The organism is Nonomuraea sp. ZG12, from assembly GCF_052068115.1.
Classification (GTDB): domain Bacteria; phylum Actinomycetota; class Actinomycetes; order Streptosporangiales; family Streptosporangiaceae; genus Nonomuraea.
Map to the genome: position 1 here is coordinate 1 of NZ_JBQHCW010000005.1, position 19,304 is coordinate 19,304.

Here is a 19,304-nt window from a genome sequence, read left to right on the forward strand (position 1 = left end):
CATCAAGAAGCTCTACCTACATCAAGCCCCCTCCACGTTCGGGACACACGTACCGCTTCAAAACTCGTACACGTGGTCTGAGCTGGCGATTTGTCCGGCCTGCTATGCGGCTCGGTGGTACTCGTTGACGACTCCGCCAAGCACCCTTCGGCGCTGGATTCGGCCTTCCAACGGCACCACGACGCGCTCGTCTTGATCGGGTGGGCGTTGGTGGCGGGACTGGTGCGGGCGATGATTGTTGTAGTGCTCGGCGTACTCGTTCAGGACCGATCGAAGGTGTCGTTCGTCGTAGATCAGCATCTGGTCGGTTCATTCAGCTCGGACGGTGCGGATCCAGCGTTCGACGTAGCAGTTAGCGCGGGGTGTCCGCGGCGGAGTCTTCATCACCGTGACACCTGCCCCGGCAGAAATCTCATCGAAGACGGCAGTGAACTTGGTATCCCGGTCCCGAAAAGGAACCTGAACGAGGTGGCCCGCGCCCGAGGTCCATGAGCAGGTTGCGGGCCTGCTGAGCCGTCCAGGCGCCGGTGGGATGGGCGGTGACGCCCGTGATGTGAACGCGTCGTGCTTCTACCTCAATGACGAACAACACGTACAGGCGCTTCAAGAAGATCGTGTCAACGTGGAAGAAGTCGCAGGCGAGCAGCCCTTTTGCCTGCAGCCGTAGAAACGTCCGCCAAGAAGTGTCGAGGCTTCGTGGCGCCGGACGGTGCCGGCGCGAACGCAGGATCCGTCGCACGGTCGCTTCGCTAACCTGAACGCCGAGGCGAACGAGTTCACCATGTACCCGCCGGTACCCCCACCTGGGGTTCTCGCGGGCCATGCCAGGCCAATAGAGTGCTTGGGGTGACCAGTCGGTGAGCGCGCAGGGCCATCGGCAGGAAACCGGCCAACGCCGCCAGGACCGCTCGATCGGCCCAGTCCAGCTTCGGCCGGGCGACCTGGCGCCTTAATAAGGCCACCTCGTGGCGGAGCACCATGATCTCGACGTCTTTGGCCGCCTGACCACGCCCCAGCAACACCAGCCAGCCAGCCAAACACCCGAATCAAGGACAGGTACAGCAGCCGAACCGACACGGATTGCGATCTTGCCCGCTTGGTCGCCGGAGGTCAAAACCGCAGATCAAGCCCCACGCGATGAGTTATGAAGCGGTACAGGGTGTTCTGGATCGTGGACAACGGCTCCTCCCACTGTGGCCGGGCCGCCGCCGACCGGCTGGTCGACCGCTTCCCCAACGCGGTGATGATCCACACACACCCGTGCACGCCTCCTGGCTGAACCAAGTGGAGATCTTCTTCTCCATCGTGCAGCGCAAGGTCGTCACACCCAACGACTTCACCAGCCTTGACCAGGTCGAAGACCGGCTCATTGCCTTCGAGCGCCGCTGCAACGAGACCGCCCGGCCCTTCCGATGGAAGTACACTCCAGCGTCGAACTCCCGGCAACCCGCCGGCTGCGACCATCAGCCTGCCGTACTCGCCTCAGCCGCGTAACCCCCGAAGGATTCACGAGCGAGACCACTTAGTCGTGGTGGTCCCAGCGGTGGCCGGCGCCGGGGGCACTTGGCCGCAGGCGCTCCCGCCCCCCGCAGGACCGAGCGACAGTGACGTTCTCGAACGAGCTCTCCGTGGATGCGTAAAGCCCGACGCCGCCGCTGCGCACAACGGTGTCGCGACCCTTCAGGATCTGAACGCCGTTCAACGTCACGGTGATGCGGTCGCCGTGAATCGCCGCACCCAGTCGCACGGGACCTGTCAACGGGTTGCTGATGGATGCCTTGGCCACTGTGACGGGACCCGACGCGTGAGCCTCGCGGATGATGCTCGCGTACTGGGTTCCGTTGCTCGTCTTGCCGACGTGGATCCGATACCCGTACGCGTCCGTGGTGTCTCGCAGCGAGATTCCTGCGTCACCGACGGATCCGTCGATCGTGACCGTGGTCTCCACGACATAGTCGCACGCCTCGGAGAAGCGCTTCGGCAGTGTCGAGTCGGCCAGTACGTGCGCCCGGCCACCGGCAGGCGGCGTGAGGCGCAATTTGCCCGAGGCGACGGACACGGACCCTGTTATTCCTCGCCAACTGGCCTGATCGAGCCCTTCCCTGATCACGATGTTGTCGAAGGTCGCGGCCCGCCGATGCGTGAAGGCGGCGGCACCACCCGTCGGCAACTGTCCGTCGTCCGCGGAGATCGACGTATCGCCGACTTTGGCGCTCAGATGCCTCCCGATCGCGGACACGACCAGCTTGTGCGGGACGTTGGCGCTGCTCGGCAGTGCGGTCTGCGCGAGAACCTCGGTCTTCGAGTCGTATATCTTCACGAGCCGCAGCGTCGCTCCCGACGTGGAGTTGAGCACTTCGGCCCGATAGTAGTTGCGGGAATCGTGGTAGCGGAACGCGAGACCGGTACGGGCCGTCGTCTGGCCGCGTACCCCGGGAACGATGTCCGCGGCCATGACCACGTCATCGGGTACGTCCTGCAGCGCCGCGAACGACACCATGTCCGCAGTCGAGGTCTGTGCCAGCTGCGTGTCCGGCTGTGCGCCGGTCAGCGCCCAGGTCCCCTGGACCGGCGTCCAGCCGCCGAAGGATCCGTTGAAGTCATGGACGGTGCGGTCCAGGCCGGCATCGTCGAACTCGTCGTTGAGCACGGGTGCCGGGGCAAAGTGTTCCTCGAGTGACACTTCAATGAGGTTGCCCGTGCGGGTGAACGCGATCGGGGTGTCGTTCACCGTCACCGCGTTCGCGTTCGGCGCGTTGATGGAGAGCGTGCCGGTGAACGGGTCCCCAAGCGAGATCCGGGCGGTCGAGCCGCGCAGTTCCACACTGATATCGGACACCGGTGCGGATGCGCTGATAACGGTTTTGTCTTGGTCGATCAGCGACGACCCTCTGGTCAGAGCGTACCTGGTAAGCCCGCCGCCCGAAGCACGCTCGAGGTACGCGGTCTCGGCGTTGGTCGTGGCGGCCCCGAACGCCCTCGACGAGGGAGTCGCCTCGCGCGAAAGGTAGAAGCGTCCGGTCGCGTCCGGCAGGGCGATCTCCATCGCCGTCGCCACGGAGTGACTCACCCCGGGCATGGCGATGCGCTTCGCCGTCACCGAGGGCGCCGCGCCGGGCTCACCGGGAACCACGACCGTGTCCAGTCCCGTCGGCCCGGTGGAGGACCAGTCGTACGACAGGTAGTCGACGTTGGTGAGTACCTGCTCGCCGACGCGTACGGCGCCATTTTCGTGGACCCTGGGGGTTACCGCGGCGCCGGCCGTTGCCACCGGGATGAGCTGCACGCCGGCAACGGGTGCGGCTCCGGGCACGGTGTCGAACCCGACTGTGGCGACCTTCGTCGTCGGATTGACGGTCACCGGATCGCCGGGGAAGTGCCAGAGCTGCCGGTAGTCGTGCGCGGCGGTGTCACCGGTGAGGTCGTCGGAGACCACCCAGAAGCCGGGCTTGACGAAGTAGACCGCGCGATCGTGCTCGACCGGCCGGTAGCCCATCGCCGCACCGCGGTAGATGTCGAGGCCCGCGTTCGAGCGCCACAGCGACGTTGTGCGGGGGACGCCGGCGGTCTGCGGACGTCCGTCGACCTCGATGGTGTTGTGCGCCTCGGTGGTACGGCGCATCCAGTCGTTCGTCGGAGTCGCGCTGTAGTCCCCCACCCCGGAGTCGACGATCAGCGGACGCCCGTACGCCGCCATCACCAGGCTGAGGTCGTCCGGATGCCGATGCGAGGCGGTGTAACTGGAATTCTGGTTGTTGATCAGCATGTACCGGGCATCGGCGTCCCACCCGGAACGCTGAACCGCGAAGCTGATCGGAAACACCGTGGATGACAGCGTCGGGACGGTCCCCTGCGTTCGGCCGGAGGCGACCCAGGTGAAATCGGGCCAGGAGTTGCGTACACCGCTCCTGCGAATGGCCGACGTACCCGCGTAGTTGTTCGGCGTGTCGCCGATCGCCGCGGGTTCGAGATTCGGCTGACGGGTCGCGAACAGCGAATCCGCGATCCAGTCCGCCCCCTGGACGAGCGCATCAGGAACGGTTCGCCCGTTGGCATCCGCGACTGCTATGACGGAGTTGAGCATGTCCGCCACGTATGCCTGATAGTTGAACGCCGGCTCGCGATACACACCGTCGCCCTTCAAGTGCGCGCGCAGGAACCGCTCGGCCGAGCGCACCGCGAACCACTCCCAGCCAGACGATGACGAGAACTCGGGCAGGAACACGGCTGCCGCGTGGACGGAGCGGGCCATCGACACGTACCAGTTGTTTCCGACATGTATCTGCATCACGCCGACGAGGAAGTCCGTCGTGGCGTGCATGCCGGACAGGTACGCCACGAGATCGCTCGCGTCGATGCCAGGATCGGTCCGGAACACGGAAAACGCGCTGACCAACTGGGCGAGCCGCTTGGCCGCCGACAGGTTGCGGCCCTGCGGCCAGCTCTGATTGTCGGCGAAGAAGTCCAGCGAGATGTCCATCCACGCCGCCGCGTACGCCGTACGCTTTGTCGGGTCACTCTCGGACACGTAGGCGTATGTCAGTTTGGGCATGAACGTGAAGTCGCTCATCAGAGTCTGCGCGCCGCCCGGGGTGGTCTGCGTCCCACCCCAAAGGTCCTGCCAGTCGATGTCGATCCGCTGCTCGGCGCTGTTGTAGAAGTTGCGGGTCTCGGCGCCGAACCGGAAGATCCCCGCCGCGAGCTCGTCGGGGCCCGAGTCGCCACCGCCCAGGCCCTCGGCCGGAACCGGGTAGTGGACGTCGGCGCGGCCCGCGTAATACACCTTGAGCTCGCTCGCGGCGCCCGCTTCATCACCGGCGGCCAGCTTGGCCGCCACCGCGCCGAGCCCCGGGCGCGTCAGGTCGAGCAGCCTGCCGAGATCCGACATGTCGGCGACGGCGGCACTGCCCGGCGACAGAACCGCCACCACCAGAGCCAGCACGACCGCCACACGGGCCCGACCACGCGTGTACCAACGAAACGTGCTCCGTCTCACCACTGTCTTCTCCCTAACCCCGTGAGAGTGTTAGCTGAGTCCACGTCAACCACCCGCCTGCTCCTCGTACTCGGCCTTGATCTTGTTGCCCACCCGGTCCATGAACTTCTTGATGGCCGGCTGCCACGCCGAGACGGGCTTGTTCCCCAGCTGGATCTCCAGCAGCACCGAGTCCAGTTCCTGCTGCTCGCTGGCAGCCTTGCTGGCGGCGGTCTCCGAGTACAGCCCGAGGGTCGGGTCCGCGACGGCAAGCGGGACGCCGGCGACCTGGTGGTCGTGCTGGTCCTGTACGGCCTGGCGGTTGCCCGGCTCGTAGATGACGGGCGATGCTTCGGCGAGGTACCGCACCGGCAGGAATACCTGGCTGCGCCCGCTCTCGGTGAGGGTCGGGTCGGAGCCGTTGCGGGTGAACGTCTGGCCCTCGACGCCGTACCGGAGGGCCAGGTACTCGCTGCTGCCGAAGGGTGAGCACAACCAGTCGAGGACCTTGAGGATCTGCTTGATCCGGTCGGCGTTGTCGGTCTTGGCTATAGCGGTGAAACTGGACAGGGTCGGGCCGGGCGTGCGTACCTGCGTCCCTGTGCCGTCGCGGGTGGGCGAGAGCATGCCGGTCAGGCGGAAGCCGGGCACGTCTTTCGCCTGGCCGTAAAACTTGCCCCACCCGGCGTACCCGCCGATGGTGAACGAGGTCGTGCCGGCCAGCATCCACCCGTTGCGCTTCGTGTTGGGCGCGCCCGCGTGGTCGGGATGTATCACCCCCGACTTCACCAGCTCGACGGTGTCCTCGAGGGCCTGCATGAACTGCGGTGTCGTCCCGGAGTGGGTGAAGACGCCACCTTCGGCCTGCCAGACGCCGGCGCCGCCGGGCCAGTTGCCGGTGATCCCGTTCATCTCAAGGATCGTGTTGAACGGGATCTGTCCGAACGCCCACCGACCGGCCCGCTCGTCGGTCAGCGCGACAGCCATCTCCTTGAACTCGGCCCACGAATGGGGCTGGAGGCTGAGTCCTGCCTTGGCCAGCAGGTCGGCCCGGGTGTACAGCACGGTGCCGATCCGTGCCCGCGGCACGGGGATGCCCCAGATCCGCTGGTCGTAGACGGTGCTGCGCCAGGCATCGGTGGGCAGGGCGGCGAGGTTCGGGTAGGCGAGGACCGCGTCCCCGGACAGGTACTCCGTGAGGTCGGTGAATGTTGCCTTCAGCATGGCCGGCATCTGCTGGACAACGCCCTGGATAGCCACAATGTCGGGCATATCGCCACCGGCAATGGTCGTGGCGACCTTGCTCTTGTAGTCAGTCGAGGAGACGTACGTGATCTTCAGTTCGGTGCCGAGTTTGCTGTTGAGGTTCTGCCAGTAGGGGTTCGAGCCGAGCGCGGGGGCGATCGGGTCGTAGGTGTACGTCAGTGCCGTGATGGCTTCGCCCTGCACCGGTTGTGATGCGGCGCTGGAGGCGGTCGGGTAGGTGAAGTATCCCGGCGACACCCCGGCCGGCTCGGCGGCCAGGTCGGGCATGGCCGCGGTGACGGGCTTGTAGGTGGGCAGCTTGACCGACCCGGTCGAGCTGTTCGGCGAACTCGGGCTGCCGTCGCCGCAGGCCCCGAGCAGCGGGGCCAGCCCCGTTGCCGCGCCGAGGGCCAGGACGTGGCGGCGGCTGAAGGTGGGTGCCATGACGTCTCCTTGCCACATTGCGTGGACGACCGGTCAGCCCTTGACGGCGCCGACCATGAGTCCCTTGGCGAAGTGCTTTTGGATGAAGGGGTAGATGAACAGGATGGGCAGGACGGAGATGACAAGAATCGCCATCTGGACGGAGATTTGTGGTGGCAGGTTCTCCAGGTTCGAGCTGAGCTGGTCGGACCCGATCGGGGTGTTGTTGACGACGTAGGTGCGCAGCACCAGTTGCAGCGGCCACTTTTCCGACGACTGGAGGTACAACATCGCGGAGAAGAAGGCGTTCCAGTACGCCACCGCGTAGAACAGCCCGATCACGGAGACGACCGCCTTCGACAGTGGCAGGACGATCCGCAGCAGGATGCGCATCTCCCCGGCACCGTCCACATAGGCGCTTTCCCGCAGCTCGCGTGGGATTTCCTGGAAGAACGCGCGCATGACGATGACGTTGAACGCGTTCACCAGCACCGGCAGGATCAGTGCCAGGTAGCTGTCCAGCAGGCCAAGCTGTTTGACCGCCAGGTACATCGGGATGATGCCCGGGTTGAACAGCAGGGTGAACACCGTCATCAGCAGGATCGGCTTTTGCAGCAACGAACCTGGCCGCGACAGCGCGTACGCCAGAGCGATCGTGGTGACGAGGCTGAGTGCCGTGCCGACCACGGTGATGCCGGCGCTCACCAGCAGCGCACGGGTGACGATTCCTCCGGACAGGACGGCCCGGTAGGAGTCCAGCGTCGGTTCGTTCGTCCACAGCACGAAGCCGCCCGCCCTGTTGATCTCCTCCGGGGAGGCGATGCTGGTCATGAGCACCGCCCAGAACGGCACCAAAACCGCCAGGCAGCCCAGGCCGAGCACGAGTCCCCGCGCGCCGACCCCCAGCTTGCTGGGCTCGCCCATCCAGACCGGACGCTGGCTGCGGCCCGAGCGTGGCCGCCGCGGCCCTGTGCCCGCGGCGGGGCGCGCCACGGACACCGCAGTCGGCACAGGTCGGCTCGTCACTTGGCGTACACCCCCTGCTCGCCCAGGGCGTGGGCCAACCGGTTGGCGCCGAGCACGAGCGCGACACCGACAATGCCTTTGATCAGCCCCACCGCGGCCGCGGTGCCCCAGTCGCCGCCGACGATCCCGTGGTTGTAGACGTATGTGTCGAGTACTTCGCTGGCACCGGCACCGACCTGTGCCTGCTGCAGGATGATCTGCTCGAACCCGACGGACAGCGAGTCACCGAGCCGCAGAATCAGCAGCAGGACGATCACCGGGCGGATGTAGGGCAGGGTCACGTGCCACAGGCGGCGAGCTGCCGAGGCGCCGTCCACCACCGCGGCTTCCATCTGCGCCGGATCCACTCTGGACAGTGCGGCGAGGAAGATGATTGTCGACCAGCCGGTGTCCTTCCAGATCACCTGTGATGTGATCATGAGTTTGAACAACTCGGGTACGCCGACGATGTGGAACGTGGACAGGTCGGCCGAGCGCAGCCAGGCGTTGAGCATTCCGCCGTTGCCGAACATCTGCTGGAACAGGGCAACCACGATGACCCAGGACAGGAAGTGCGGCATGTAGAGGATCGACTGGGTGAGGCGTTTGAGCCGTTCGCTGATGGTCGCGTTCAGGATCAACGCGAGGCAGATCGGCAGCGGGAACACGAAGACCACCTGGATCAGCGTGATGATCAGTGTGTTGACGAGTGCGCTGACGAACACCGGGTCGCCGGTGAGCACCGGCTCGAAGTTGTCCAACCCGACGTACGGGCTGTGCCAGATTCCGAGGAACGGCTGGAAGTCCTGGAACGCGATGATGTTCCCGCCGAGCGGCAGATAGTGGAACAGCAGCAGCGCCGTGACCCCGGGAAGCGCCAGCAGCAGCAGGACCCGGTCGCGCCGCCAGCGATCGCGCAGGCTATGCATCGCCGGTCTCCACCGGTGCAGGCAGGCCGATGGGCTGGCCCGCGACGCAGGCTTGCACCGCCGCCCGCAGCCGGTCGTCGGCATTGGCCGCGACCCTCCTGCTCCGGGCGACCGCGGGCGCCGGGTCGGTGGCGATGTCGGTGACCGCCGCGACGACCGTCGCCGCGGCACGATGGTCGAGCTCGATCACCAGGTCTGGGGCGCCGAGGTCGGCGAACATCTGAGATTTCGTGGTCTCGGTCGGCTGCCGAAGGTAGACGGTCGGGATCGCATGTCGTGCGGCCAGGATCGGCGAATGACACTCCATGCTGACCACCAGCGACGAGGCGGCGTAGACCCCGGTCGCCTCCTCCAGCGGCCAGTACCGGTCCAGGAGCCGGACCTGACCGAGCGTCTGTGGACTGAGCAGGCTGGGAAGCTGCTCGTGAGCGAGCTCGACGGCATAGCTCATCTCGGGCACCACGACGGCCGGCAGGCCGCTGACGCGTACCCAGGTCTCGATCGCCGCCGCCAGCACCGCCAGGTCGTGCGTCACGGTGGCCCGGTTGACCGCGTCGCGCCGCATCTGCTCGCGGGTCGGTTCCGTGCCGTAGATCTTCGCATAGGGGGCGTAGCGCAGCCGCGGAACGAAGCAGGCGAACCGACCGGGCTGCAGGCCGAAACCCTCCAGCAGGCGAGCGGCGGCGACGGGGTCAGTGTGGTCGAACGCGAACGTGCCATCCGGGCCGAAGGCGAGGTCGGGCCCGGTTATCTTCTGGCCGCGCAGGGTGGCCAGGGTCAGCGTTTCGCGGCAGTACACGAAGTCGGCGCTGTCGAAACGGTCCTTGACGTCGTCCTCGAGATAGGACGGTGGGAGCAGATCGACCATCTGTGCCAGCTCCGGCAGCGTCGCCATGGTCGGTGGGCACAGCGGATCCACGGTGACCCCGAAGTACCCATACGGGCGACCCACGTGCTCGCGCCACCAATCGATCTCGGTGCTCTGGAAGGCGTCGGCGCCCGATCCGTGCATCAGGACGTCCGCGCCGTCGATGGCGGCGGCCAACTCCGGGGTGCTCGGCCCGTCTCCGCCGAGAGTGCCATCGACGACGCGCACGTCGGGAAACGCGTGCCGCAGCATGGATCGTTCGCGCTCCTCCAGCCGCACCGGCCAGAGGATGACCTCGACCTCGGGGGCGAACCGCTGAAACGCCCGCACCACGCCAGGGGAGTGAGCCACGTCGCCGATGTTCACCGTCGCCCAGGAGGACCGCAGGAGGACGGTGCGACGTGTTGATGTCATGTATGCTCCTTGTTGACGTAACGTTAATTCAAAATAGGGATGGTGAGACGTTACGTCAAGAACCGAGTAGGCTCTCACCATGGCAACGCAACGTGACGTCGCACGGACGGCTGGGGTGTCGCTCGCCGTGGTGTCGGCGGTGGTCAACGGCACGAGCCACACCCGGATGAAGGAATCCACCCGCACCCGGGTGCTCCAGGCGATGCAGGAATTGGGCTACCAGCCGAACCAAACGGCGCGCTCGCTGCGGCTCAACCAAACCGACATGATCGCGATGATCCTCAACAAGATCGACAACCCGGTCTACGGACCGCTGCGGCATGGGGTCTACGAGGCGGCGGCGGAGCACGGCGCGACGGTCCTGCTGGGCGATGCCGAGACGATGCGCTCCGGCAGCCAGTTCCTGACCCGGCTGCTCAGCCAGGGCACGGTCGACGGTATCTTGATCCGCGGCGAAGGGCTGCTGGACGACGACGTGATGGCTGAACTCCGCTCCCACCCCAAGCCGATCCTCATCCTGGAACATGCACTGGACCATCCCTGGATCGACGTAGACGATCGCCGCGCGGGCGAGATCGCGACGCGGTTCCTGGTCAACCTCAGCCACCGCCACATCGTCTTCGTCGGGGGTTCGGGATACCTTTCCCAGCAGCGCTACCTGGGCTACCAGCAGGCGATGGACGCCGCCGGCCTGACACCGGCTCCGCACCTGACCACCGGGTTCGGTGAGCAGGCCGGCGCCGACGGGCTCCGGCAGGCCATGCAGGCGGCAACCGCGCCGACCGCCATCGTCGTCAACAACATCATGAGCGCGGTCGGGGTCCTGGCCGCCGCACGCGACCTCGGCATCGCCATCCCCGACCAGCTGTCAGTGGTCGGCATCCACGACGTCGACCTGATGCAACACCTGCGCCCGGCCGTCACCGCGGTCCGGATGCCCATGTACCAACTCGGCCGGGCCGGCGTCGAGGCGCTATACGACCTGATCGCGGGGCGGCCAAGCGCAGGCGGTGTCATCACCGACCCCGAACCCGAACTGGTGATCCGTGACTCAGCGACTGCTCTGACCCGGATCCGCGATTAGCGTTCGCATGATCGCCCGCGGCTCATATCGATTGTCGTCAGCCTATGTGATGGGGCCCGGGTGGCTATGATCGGTGGCGCTGTAACTGCGGGCATGCTGGGCAGTGCCGGCCCGCGTCGGCGAGCGTGGAGAGTTACCTCCCTGGCGGACGCTCTGCCAACCAACGCAAACCAGGGCGGCCAAGGGATATCACCCCGCCCATGATTGCTCGGCGGGTGCTCATCGGCATCCGATACGGCATGACACTGGACGTCATTCTTGACCCGGGATGCCCAGTGGCAGGTGCCGTACGTGGGCAACGAGCCCGGCGAGCCGTGCTACGAGAAGTACTACAACGACGACATCCCGCCGACCTGCAACGGGGTGTGGCGGTGGAACCTGGATCAGGAAGTCGACCGCAACGAGAACGTGACCGACTACTCCTACAACCGGGAGACCAACTACTTCTGCCTGCCGTCGTGCACGCACGAGGTCTACGAGATGTTGCCGTACGACAGAGGCGGCGTGCTGGCCAGTGTCAACTGGGGGCACAACTCGCAGATCGCGGGGAGCACGCCGACCGCGCGCACCACGTTCACGACCGCCGCGCGTAACGGCGAGGACGTCCCCACCGACCTGCAGTGCGAGCAGGCCGCAGGATGTGAGAACGACGCCATCGCGTTCTTCTCCGGGCGTAAGCTCGTCTCGGTGCTGGCCGAGTCGAAGAACCCGACGTCGGGGGCGTGGGATCCGGTCGAGCGGATGAACCTGGCGCAGACGTGGATCTACCAGCGCACCGACTTCGGGCTGCCGTACGACCCGGTGATGTGGCTCGACACCGTACGGACCACCGGGCTGGCCAAGACGCCCGCGATCACGCTGCCCTCGCTCGACTTCGACGCGGTGATGCCGGCCGGTCGCATGGACTACAACACCATGTCCGACTGGACGGACCTGCTGTCGTGGCGGATGGTGCCGCGCATCGCGGGGATCGGCAACGGCATGGGCGGCCGGATCGAGGTCATCTACGGCCAGGCCGACCCCTGCGGCGGCGGCAAGGGCCGGGACGGCACCAACTATCTCCCGGACCAGACGAACACCCACCCGTTCTGGATACCGGAACTCAAGCGATGGGTGCCGGCCGGGGAGCTGAAAGCCGGTCAATGGCTGCAAGCCGGCGCGGGAACCTACGTCGAGGTCGGCGCGCTCACGAAATGGAGCGCGACGCAGCGCGTGCACAACCTCACGGTGGCGGACCTGCACACCTACCAGGTGATCGCGGGCGGCACTCCCGTCCTGGTCCACAACTGTGACAGCGAGATCTACTGGGACGACGAGAACGCGGCCATGAGCCCAGCCGCCCAGGCCTACGACGCCGGGGCACTGGGGTCACGGGCCGGAAAGGCGCCCGCGCTCCAGTTCTACAAGGTAGGCGGCAGCAAGCTGGCCCGGGTCAAGTTCGACGGACATGACTCGGCCAACGGTGTCATGATCGACCGGAAGCTGAACGTCACCGGATATCCGAAGACCAAGCGGCAGGCACAGAATCAGTCGCTCGCGTTGGAGCAGGATGGGCTCACCGGTGTCTGGGAAGTTCCGAATGCCGCCGTCGCGAAACAGGCGCGTAGAATTCTCGCGCAGCGGAAGATCACAAACATCACCGTGAGGATCGTGCCCCCGTGACCGATGTGGACCGTGTGCTCGCCAAGGCTGTGATGGACCTCGTCATCTCGATCGAGCTCACCGATGACGAGGACATCGATCCGGATGTCGCCACCACGCTGACCGAGCCCGTCGGCTATCTGCTCAACAGCCTTCCCGAAGAGGACCGCCAGACCTTGGCCGCCCTCTTCAGGGAAGTCGCGGAAGAGGAACAGGGAGCGGAAAGGCGAGCCCTGGCCATGGACTTCCCCGAAGCCATGGGACTGGTCGCCCCCGAATAGGAAGAACCGGAAGGCGCATGTGGGTGACGGGAGAATCACGTACCGTCACCTCCATGATTTCCCCCATGCCCTCCCCCCGGACCGCCCCGGACCGGCGGCGCCTGCTCACCGCGGCCGCGTCCCTGGCGGCGGCCGGCCTCGCCGGCTGCGCGTCGGCCGAGGTGCGGAACGAGACAGGCGCTGGGTGGCCAACGGGCTACGGCACCCGGATCGCGATCCCACCCGCCGGGAACTGCTGGCAGTCAGCCAGCAGCCCTACGGCGCGGTGCTGTCCTGCATCGGTTCCCGGGTGCATCCTGAGCGGCGCGCCCGCCTGACACGCGCGAGCTGCGATGATTCACCGGCGCTGGCCTGCGCCCGCGCGCGCAGGCGCGACTCCGGTTCCACCGCCACCACCTGCACCACTTCGGCCGGGTAGTGCGGGAAGTTGACGCCGTGCCCGGCGCCGACCTCGATCGCCTCGCCGCTCGGACCGGCCAGCAGCTCGCGGCGGCGCTCGGTCATGCCACCTTCGTCCATGGCGGCGGCCATCTTGGGATACATCCGGCCGAACAGCGGCCGCCTGCTCACCTTCCCGCTCGTCTTCGCCGCGCTCATGCCGCTCACCAGGTCACCGGCAGAGCGGTCAGCCCGCCGGTCAGCGTGCGCGTGTCGAAGGTCAGCTCCTCCACCGGGCAGCCCAGGCCGAGAGTGGGGAAACGGGCGGCCAGCTGGGAGAAGACGGCCTGCAGCTCGATGCGGGCCAGGGGTGCGCCGACGCAGTAGCGGGCACCGTGCCCGAACGACAGGTGCGCCGTGGCGGACCGGTGAACGTCGAACCGGTCAGGGTCGGCGAAGGTGGCCGGGTCGTGGTTGGCCGCGCCGGTGTCCAGCAGCACCAGATCCCCGGCCCGTACCCGCACGCCGGAGATTTCCAGGTCGGTACGGGCGTAGCGGGGGATGCCGCCGCCGCCCAGGCGCGGGGCGCGCAGGATCTCCTCCACCGCGGCGTCGATCCGGGCCGGGTCGTCGACCAGGACCTGCCACTGGCCGGGGGTGGCCAGCAGCCACAGCACGCCCAGGCCGATCGCGGTGACCGTGGTCTCGTGCCCGGCGAACAGCAGGAACATGCCCATCGCCGCCGCCTCGTCGTCGCTGACCCCCTCGGTGGCGGCCAGCCGCGAGATCACATCGGCATCCGCATCACCGGCGGCGCGCTTTCCGGCCACCAGCTGCTGTCCGTAGCTGAACAGCGCGCTCAGGCCTTGTGCGGAGCGGGCCCGGTCGGTGACGTCCGCGGTGTCCCTCGTCCAGGCGCGGAACTGCTCGCGGTCGTCGAACGGGACGCCGAGCAGCTCGCAGATGACGGCGATCGGCAGCGGCACGGCGAGCGCGGCGTGCAGATCGGCGGGCGGCCCGGCGGCGGCCAGCTCATCGAGCAGGTGGGTGGTGAGCGTCTCGACACGGCCGCGCAGCGCGCGCATCCGCTTGGGCGAGAAGTGCGGCTGCAGCAGCGTACGCATCCGCCGGTGGTCGGCCTGCTCGGTGTCGAATCCGCCGAGCGGGCCGCCGAACAACTCCGACTCGCCGGTACGGGAGGCGCGTTCGGGCTCGGGGTGCGCGCGGCCGAGCCGGTCGTCGTCCAGCAGGGCGCGCACCTCCTGGTACCCGGTGACCTGCCAGGCGGGGTCGCCGGTCGCGGTGCGGATGGCGTGGATGGGGCCCTGTGCCTGCAGCCGGCGCAGCAGCGGCGGCGGCTGCAACGGGCCGGGCTGTTCGTACGGAAGCTGGGCGGGGGCGGACGGCATGGCTCCTCCGATGAGGTAGACACAGGTTTATATACTTCGATGTCTATTAAGCTATATGTACACTTTGACTTCTACAAGCGGAGGTGGGATGAGCAAGCCCGAAGCAGGCGAGAGCCACCACGGGGCCGTCGAGGCCATGCCGGCCCAGCCGGTGCGCAGAATGCGGCGCGCGGAGCGGCGCGAGCAGATCCTGGACTCCGCTACCCGCGCCTTCGCCCGCGCCGGCTACGCCGCCACCGGCCTCGACGACATCGCCACCGAGGCCGAGCTCACCCGCGCGATGCTGTACCGGCACTTCGAGTCCAAGGCCGACCTGTACCGGGCCGTACTGGACCGCGCCTGCACCCGCCTGGCCGAGGCCACCGGCGCCGACGATTTCGACGAGAGCGCCATCTCCGCCCTGCTGCGCGCCGCCACTGCCGACCCCGACGGGTTCAGGTTGCTGTTCCGCTACGCCGCCCGCGAGCCCGACTTCCGCGACCTCATCGACTCGATCACCGCGGCCTCCCGCGAAGTCGGCCGCCGCAACCTGGCCCGCGTCATCCCCGAGGGGCCCTGGCTGGACTGGGCCGCCAACCTGATCCCCGGCTTCACCCTGGAGGCCGTCATCGCCTGGCTGGACGCCGGCCGCCCCGACCCCGACCAGGCCGCCGACCGCATCGCGGCGGCCGTGCACGGCGTCATGGCCGCCGCCCAGCCCGCACCCTGACGTACCGGAAAGTGTCAGCCGGTGCTGCCGGGCTGTCCTGCATGACGACGCTCATGTCGGATTCGATCTTCTGATGAACCGGACGGTCACGGACATGGCCGACCTGCTCCCAGGTCCGGCCTGCGGCCGCTACCGGCTCGCATGCGCCTCGATCTACATGGACAGGCTGCGGCGGCCGAGCAGCCCCACCCGGCCTCGGCCTGCACCGCATTCCAGGTACCGCCCAGCGCGGCGGCAGCCTCCACTGGTGGGCTACTGGCCTAGATCCCTGCAATTCCGAGCCGACAGCAGCAAGGCCCTATCGCCCCCGTTCAAAACTTCTGTAGCTGGTTTCGGATCCGTTCGAGAAGAGCCGGCAGAGGAACATGCGCAGGTCGGGTGGCGTAGCCGGGGAATCCTCCCCAGGCATGGGATCGGCGCAGGTATTCGACGAGCGAAATGGGCCCCGATACCGGTATGCCGATGAACGGCGGGTCGGGGTTCGCGCTCGGGAGATGGATGTAGTGATCTCCCCCGCTGAAGTTCGCCTTGGCCGCTCCATCAGGCGCGATGCTGAAGAAGAAACCGTTCGCATGGAACCCGCACAGTTCATCTTCTTCGGGATCCGTACAGGCGCACCCCAGGTTGACGTCTCCCACGGTCGAACTGAGCATGTCCCAGAGCATCCGGCCGGAGTGGAGGACCAGAGGGTCTGGGTCAAGTTCCCATGGCTCGCGTGGGGGTGTGTGGTAGCGGACGTGAGGCAGCATCGAGCCCCCATCCCCGCACAGATCGACGGCACCCACGATCTCCAGGCAAGCGCGAAGCGCTACAGGGAGGGGGCCGATGACGGCTTCGGCCTTCGCCATCGCTTCGGAATCAACCTCCGTGGGGGCTTGGCGGACCGCGTCAGGGCAAGCGAACGCGTACCCAGCGGAAGAGAGCTGGTCGACCAGCACATCCACGTTGAACGCCACCCGCCGCATGGTCTCGCGTGCGACGTCCTCGGCGTCTTCCCGGAGACTCTCAGGCACGCCTGAAGACCCGAAGGCTCGTAGGTCGTTCCACACCGCGACGTGATCGCCCGACCGATATCTGCTCGCCCACGATGTCACGGTCGATGATCCTAGATCATGGGGCAGCCGTGCACTGGCCACCAGGCCCTCCAAGGGGCTTCCCCATCCTTTGCGAGGCGAAGGCGGCGGAGTCCATGCTCTTCGGCGCGCGTCCGGCACATCGTCGGCCGGACACGAGAGCGAAATGTGCCGGTTTGCGCTGCCGGAGTTCGGTCACAGCATTGGGTGGGCGCCGCTCCTCTTCGCGGCGGACTCAGCGGGCCGTCGGGGCCAACGGCGCGACTGCCTGGTACAGCTCGGCGGCGGTCTGGGCGACGAGTTCGGAGAGGGTCGCGTCCGGGTCGGCCAGCCAGCGGGACGTGGCGCGCCGGGAGATCGCTATCGCCACGTCGATGATGAAGCGTGCCTCGCCGGGCTCGACGCCGCGGCGCTCGAGCGCCCGCGCCAGCGCGTCGGCGATGTCGGCGAGCTTGATCAGATCGCGTTCGGCCAGTGCCGGGCTGGCGGCGATCACCTTGACGCGGCGCAGGAGAAGCTCGCGCGGGCGGAAGATCTCGTCGGCGGTCCCCAGCGCGGTCAGCAGCGCCTCGATCGCTGTGAGAGCCGGGTCGGCCGCCTCGACCTGGGCGACGAGGTGGGCCTCAAGTTCGTTGCCGGCGAAGAGGACTTCCCGCTTGTCGGGGAAGTAGCGGTAGAAGGAGCGCTCGGTCAGCCCGGCGGTGCGCGCGATCTGCGCGACCGAGGTGCGCTCGAACCCCTGCGTCTCGAACAGCTCGAGCGCCGCGCGCTCAAGCCGGCCCTGTGCGTCGGACTCCCATCTCGGCATGCCGACCAGGATATGACAGCAGAGGCTGTCGTCGCGGTGCTACAGTCCACGACAACAGATGCTGTCATCATGTAGGAGATCGTCATGAAGGCTCTCCAGTTCGACCGGTTCGGATCCCCGGACGTGATCGTGCTCCGCGACGTTCCGAAGCCGGACCCGGGACCCGGCCAGATCCGGATCGCCGTACGGGCGTGCGGCCTGAACCCGGCCGACTGGGCGACGGTCGACGGCCTCCTCGCCGACCAGCTGCCGCCGCTGCCGCGTGGGCTCGGCCTCGAGGTCGCGGGCACCGTGGACGCGCTCGGTGAGGGTGTCACCGGCGTCGAGATCGGCGATCGTGTGTTCGGCCCGGCGACGTTCGACGGCCCGACGGCCGGGGGTGCCGAGTATGCGCTGATGGCGGCCTGGGCAGGCATTCCCGAGGGCGTCACCGCCGAGCAGGCCGCCGCGCTGCCGATGGCGGCCGAGACGGCGTGGCACGCGCTCGACGACCTCGGCGTTCAGCCGGGTGAGCTGCTGCTCGTCCACGGCGCGGGCGGCACCGTGGGCGAGGCGGCGGTGCGCCTCGCGCTGCACCGGGGTGTCCGGGTGATCGCCACCGCCGGGCCGGCGCGGGCCGCCGCCTTGGAAGAGATCGGCGCCCAGGTGACCGGCTACGGCGACGGCATGACCCAACGCGTCACCGCACTGGCCGGAGGCCGCGTCGACCGCGCCCTGGACACGGCCCCGACCGGCGGCCGGGTCGACCGCGCCGACCAGCCCAGCCCGGCCGGCGGCTCACTGCCGGCCCTGATCGGGCTGACCGGGGACCCGGACCGCGTCCTCACCGTCTCCGACTTTGCCGCCGCCGCCGACCTCGGCGCCCGCGTCACTCATATCGACATGCGCTACGACCTGATGGACGAGTTCGCCCGGCTCGCCGGGGAAGGCGTCCTCGTCGTATCGATCGCCCGCACCTACACGCTCGACCAGATCCAGGAGGCGGCCGGACTCAGCCAGTCCCGCCGGCCCGGCGGCAAACTCATCCTCGTCCTGTGAACGCCTTGCCCACGGCCGGCAGGCGGGCCCTGTCCATCGCGGCGTGCAGGTCCTCGGCGGTGCCCGGCCGGCCTCACGCGCCGGGCGTGAACACGATGCGCGTGCTGCTGTCCGCCGGGCGTGTCCAGGTCTGCTCGACGTGCTGCAACGCCACCTCGGTGGCGTCCACCGCGAAAGTGCCGCGGACGATCTCGGCGGCCACGGCGGGCACCTCGGCAGCCATGTCGGCGGTGGTCAGTGAGCCCTGACCGCTGCCGATGATCTGAAGCCGCGACGACCGCAGGGCCGCGGACGGGATCGACGCCTGCGGCCCGGCCATCGAGCCGAGCTCCACCCAGGTGAGCGGCCTGGTCGGATCGCTACGCCCGGTGACGAGAGCGGTCATCGCGGCGGCGGCGGGGGCTCCCCAGACGAAGTCGAGGACAACATCCACCTCGGCTCCTGCCCGCCCGATCGACTCCGGGTCGCTGAGCAGGGCGGTGGCGTCGGCGCCCGGGATCGCGTCGAGGCGCTCGGCGTCCCGGCCGACGGCGATCACCTGGTCGGCCCCGAACAGCCGGGCCACCTGCACCGCCATCCGCCCGGTGCCGCCGGTGGCACCGATGACCATGACGTTCTGTCCCTTCTCGAACGTGATCCGCCGGTTCAGCGCCAGCCATGACGCGATCGCGCAGTTCAGCGTCGCGGCCACCGTCACCGGGTCGGCGTGCCGGGGCAGGACGACGCTGCGGCGGGTGTCGATCAGCGTGCGCTCGGCCATCGAGCCGAGTGTGGCGCCGAGGGAGAGGAAGTACCACAGCCTGCCGTCGGGGCCACGCCCCACCCCGTCGATCCCGGGCACCAGGGGGAGTTCGTCGGTGCTGCTGTAGTGCGAGCCTTCGGCCTGCATCCGGACCCGTGGGTGCAGGCCGGCGGCCAGCACGTCGACCACCAGCTCGTGCTCGCCGGTCGCCTGCGGCTCGGGATGATCCTGGTAGTGCGGCGGATCGCTGAACGTGGTGACGACTGCTGCCTTCATTCGAGC

At 67.9% G+C, this 19,304-nt stretch carries 17 protein-coding genes; 7 read left to right on the forward strand and 10 right to left on the reverse strand.

All coding sequences use genetic code 11. The features are described 5' to 3' along the window. Positions 1 to 1,144: 1,144 nt before the first annotated feature. Both ACTMTF_RS16690 and ACTMTF_RS16695 read left to right on the forward strand, forming a co-directional pair. Positions 1,145 to 1,279, forward strand: a complete 135-nt coding sequence (locus tag ACTMTF_RS16690) for a hypothetical protein (protein WP_441111470.1) — start codon at positions 1,145 to 1,147, stop codon at positions 1,277 to 1,279. Between the two features lie 5 nt (positions 1,280 to 1,284). Then, positions 1,285 to 1,494 (forward strand): hypothetical protein, encoded by a 210-nt coding sequence (locus ACTMTF_RS16695; RefSeq protein WP_441111471.1) that lies wholly within the window; start codon positions 1,285 to 1,287, stop codon positions 1,492 to 1,494. Positions 1,495 to 1,522: 28 nt separating this feature from the next. Here the strand turns inward: ACTMTF_RS16695 and ACTMTF_RS16700 are convergent, their stop codons facing one another. From ACTMTF_RS16700 to ACTMTF_RS16720, 5 genes are all read right to left on the reverse strand, one after another. Next, on the reverse strand, positions 1,523 to 4,951 hold the full coding sequence (locus tag ACTMTF_RS16700) for an alginate lyase family protein (RefSeq protein WP_441111472.1): 3,429 nt from the start codon (positions 4,949 to 4,951) through the stop codon (positions 1,523 to 1,525). Positions 4,952 to 5,041: 90 nt separating this feature from the next. Further along, complete coding sequence (locus ACTMTF_RS16705) at positions 5,042 to 6,664, reverse strand: extracellular solute-binding protein (protein WP_441111473.1); 1,623 nt, start codon at positions 6,662 to 6,664, stop codon at positions 5,042 to 5,044. A gap of 33 nt (positions 6,665 to 6,697) precedes the next feature. Beyond that, positions 6,698 to 7,567 (reverse strand): carbohydrate ABC transporter permease, encoded by an 870-nt coding sequence (locus ACTMTF_RS16710; protein ID WP_441111474.1) that lies wholly within the window; start codon positions 7,565 to 7,567, stop codon positions 6,698 to 6,700. Positions 7,568 to 7,665: 98 nt separating this feature from the next. Then, on the reverse strand, positions 7,666 to 8,577 hold the full coding sequence (locus ACTMTF_RS16715) for an ABC transporter permease (RefSeq protein ID WP_441111475.1): 912 nt from the start codon (positions 8,575 to 8,577) through the stop codon (positions 7,666 to 7,668). Then, positions 8,570 to 9,859: a polysaccharide pyruvyl transferase family protein gene (locus tag ACTMTF_RS16720; RefSeq protein WP_441111476.1), complete on the reverse strand. Its 1,290-nt coding sequence runs from the start codon at positions 9,857 to 9,859 to the stop codon at positions 8,570 to 8,572. The genes ACTMTF_RS16715 and ACTMTF_RS16720 overlap by 8 nt, the downstream gene beginning before the upstream one ends. Positions 9,860 to 9,938: 79 nt before the next feature. On the opposite strand from ACTMTF_RS16720, the gene ACTMTF_RS16725 reads away from it, so the two are divergent. From ACTMTF_RS16725 to ACTMTF_RS16735, 3 genes are all read left to right on the forward strand, one after another. Continuing rightward, a complete protein-coding gene (locus tag ACTMTF_RS16725; RefSeq protein ID WP_441111477.1) occupies positions 9,939 to 10,943 on the forward strand; it encodes a LacI family DNA-binding transcriptional regulator in 1,005 nt (334 codons plus the stop codon). Positions 10,944 to 11,201: 258 nt separating this feature from the next. Next, the gene (locus tag ACTMTF_RS16730; RefSeq protein ID WP_441111478.1) at positions 11,202 to 12,605 is read left to right on the forward strand and encodes a polymorphic toxin-type HINT domain-containing protein; all 1,404 of its coding nucleotides are present in this window, start codon (positions 11,202 to 11,204) and stop codon (positions 12,603 to 12,605) included. Then, positions 12,602 to 12,865, forward strand: a complete 264-nt coding sequence (locus ACTMTF_RS16735; RefSeq protein WP_441111479.1) for a hypothetical protein — start codon at positions 12,602 to 12,604, stop codon at positions 12,863 to 12,865. Before ACTMTF_RS16730 ends, ACTMTF_RS16735 begins: the two co-directional genes overlap by 4 nt. 255 nt (positions 12,866 to 13,120) lie before the next feature. Here the strand turns inward: ACTMTF_RS16735 and ACTMTF_RS16740 are convergent, their stop codons facing one another. After that, on the reverse strand, positions 13,121 to 13,462 hold the full coding sequence (locus tag ACTMTF_RS16740) for a hypothetical protein (protein WP_441111480.1): 342 nt from the start codon (positions 13,460 to 13,462) through the stop codon (positions 13,121 to 13,123). 5 nt (positions 13,463 to 13,467) lie between these two features. After that, positions 13,468 to 14,652: a cytochrome P450 gene (locus ACTMTF_RS16745; protein WP_441111481.1), complete on the reverse strand. Its 1,185-nt coding sequence runs from the start codon at positions 14,650 to 14,652 to the stop codon at positions 13,468 to 13,470. Positions 14,653 to 14,740: 88 nt separating this feature from the next. Between ACTMTF_RS16745 and ACTMTF_RS16750 the strand changes: the two genes are divergently transcribed. After that, positions 14,741 to 15,361 carry a TetR/AcrR family transcriptional regulator gene (locus tag ACTMTF_RS16750; protein WP_441111482.1) on the forward strand — a complete coding sequence of 207 codons (621 nt, stop codon included), beginning with the start codon at positions 14,741 to 14,743 and terminating at the stop codon, positions 15,359 to 15,361. Between the two features lie 311 nt (positions 15,362 to 15,672). Here the strand turns inward: ACTMTF_RS16750 and ACTMTF_RS16755 are convergent, their stop codons facing one another. Together ACTMTF_RS16755 and ACTMTF_RS16760 are read right to left on the reverse strand one after the other, a co-directional pair. After that, positions 15,673 to 16,317, reverse strand: coding sequence for a hypothetical protein (locus ACTMTF_RS16755; protein ID WP_441111483.1), 645 nt, complete (start codon positions 16,315 to 16,317; stop codon positions 15,673 to 15,675). 352 nt (positions 16,318 to 16,669) lie between these two features. Next, the gene (locus tag ACTMTF_RS16760; RefSeq protein WP_441111484.1) at positions 16,670 to 17,242 is read right to left on the reverse strand and encodes a TetR/AcrR family transcriptional regulator; all 573 of its coding nucleotides are present in this window, start codon (positions 17,240 to 17,242) and stop codon (positions 16,670 to 16,672) included. Positions 17,243 to 17,326: 84 nt separating this feature from the next. Here ACTMTF_RS16760 and ACTMTF_RS16765 point away from each other — a divergent pair, with 84 nt between their 5' ends. Next, positions 17,327 to 18,280 (forward strand): NADP-dependent oxidoreductase, encoded by a 954-nt coding sequence (locus tag ACTMTF_RS16765; protein ID WP_441111485.1) that lies wholly within the window; start codon positions 17,327 to 17,329, stop codon positions 18,278 to 18,280. A gap of 73 nt (positions 18,281 to 18,353) precedes the next feature. Here ACTMTF_RS16765 and ACTMTF_RS16770 read toward each other — a convergent pair whose 3' ends face one another. Then, positions 18,354 to 19,298 carry a hypothetical protein gene (locus ACTMTF_RS16770; protein ID WP_441111486.1) on the reverse strand — a complete coding sequence of 315 codons (945 nt, stop codon included), beginning with the start codon at positions 19,296 to 19,298 and terminating at the stop codon, positions 18,354 to 18,356. Between the last annotated feature and the right edge of the window lie 6 nt (positions 19,299 to 19,304).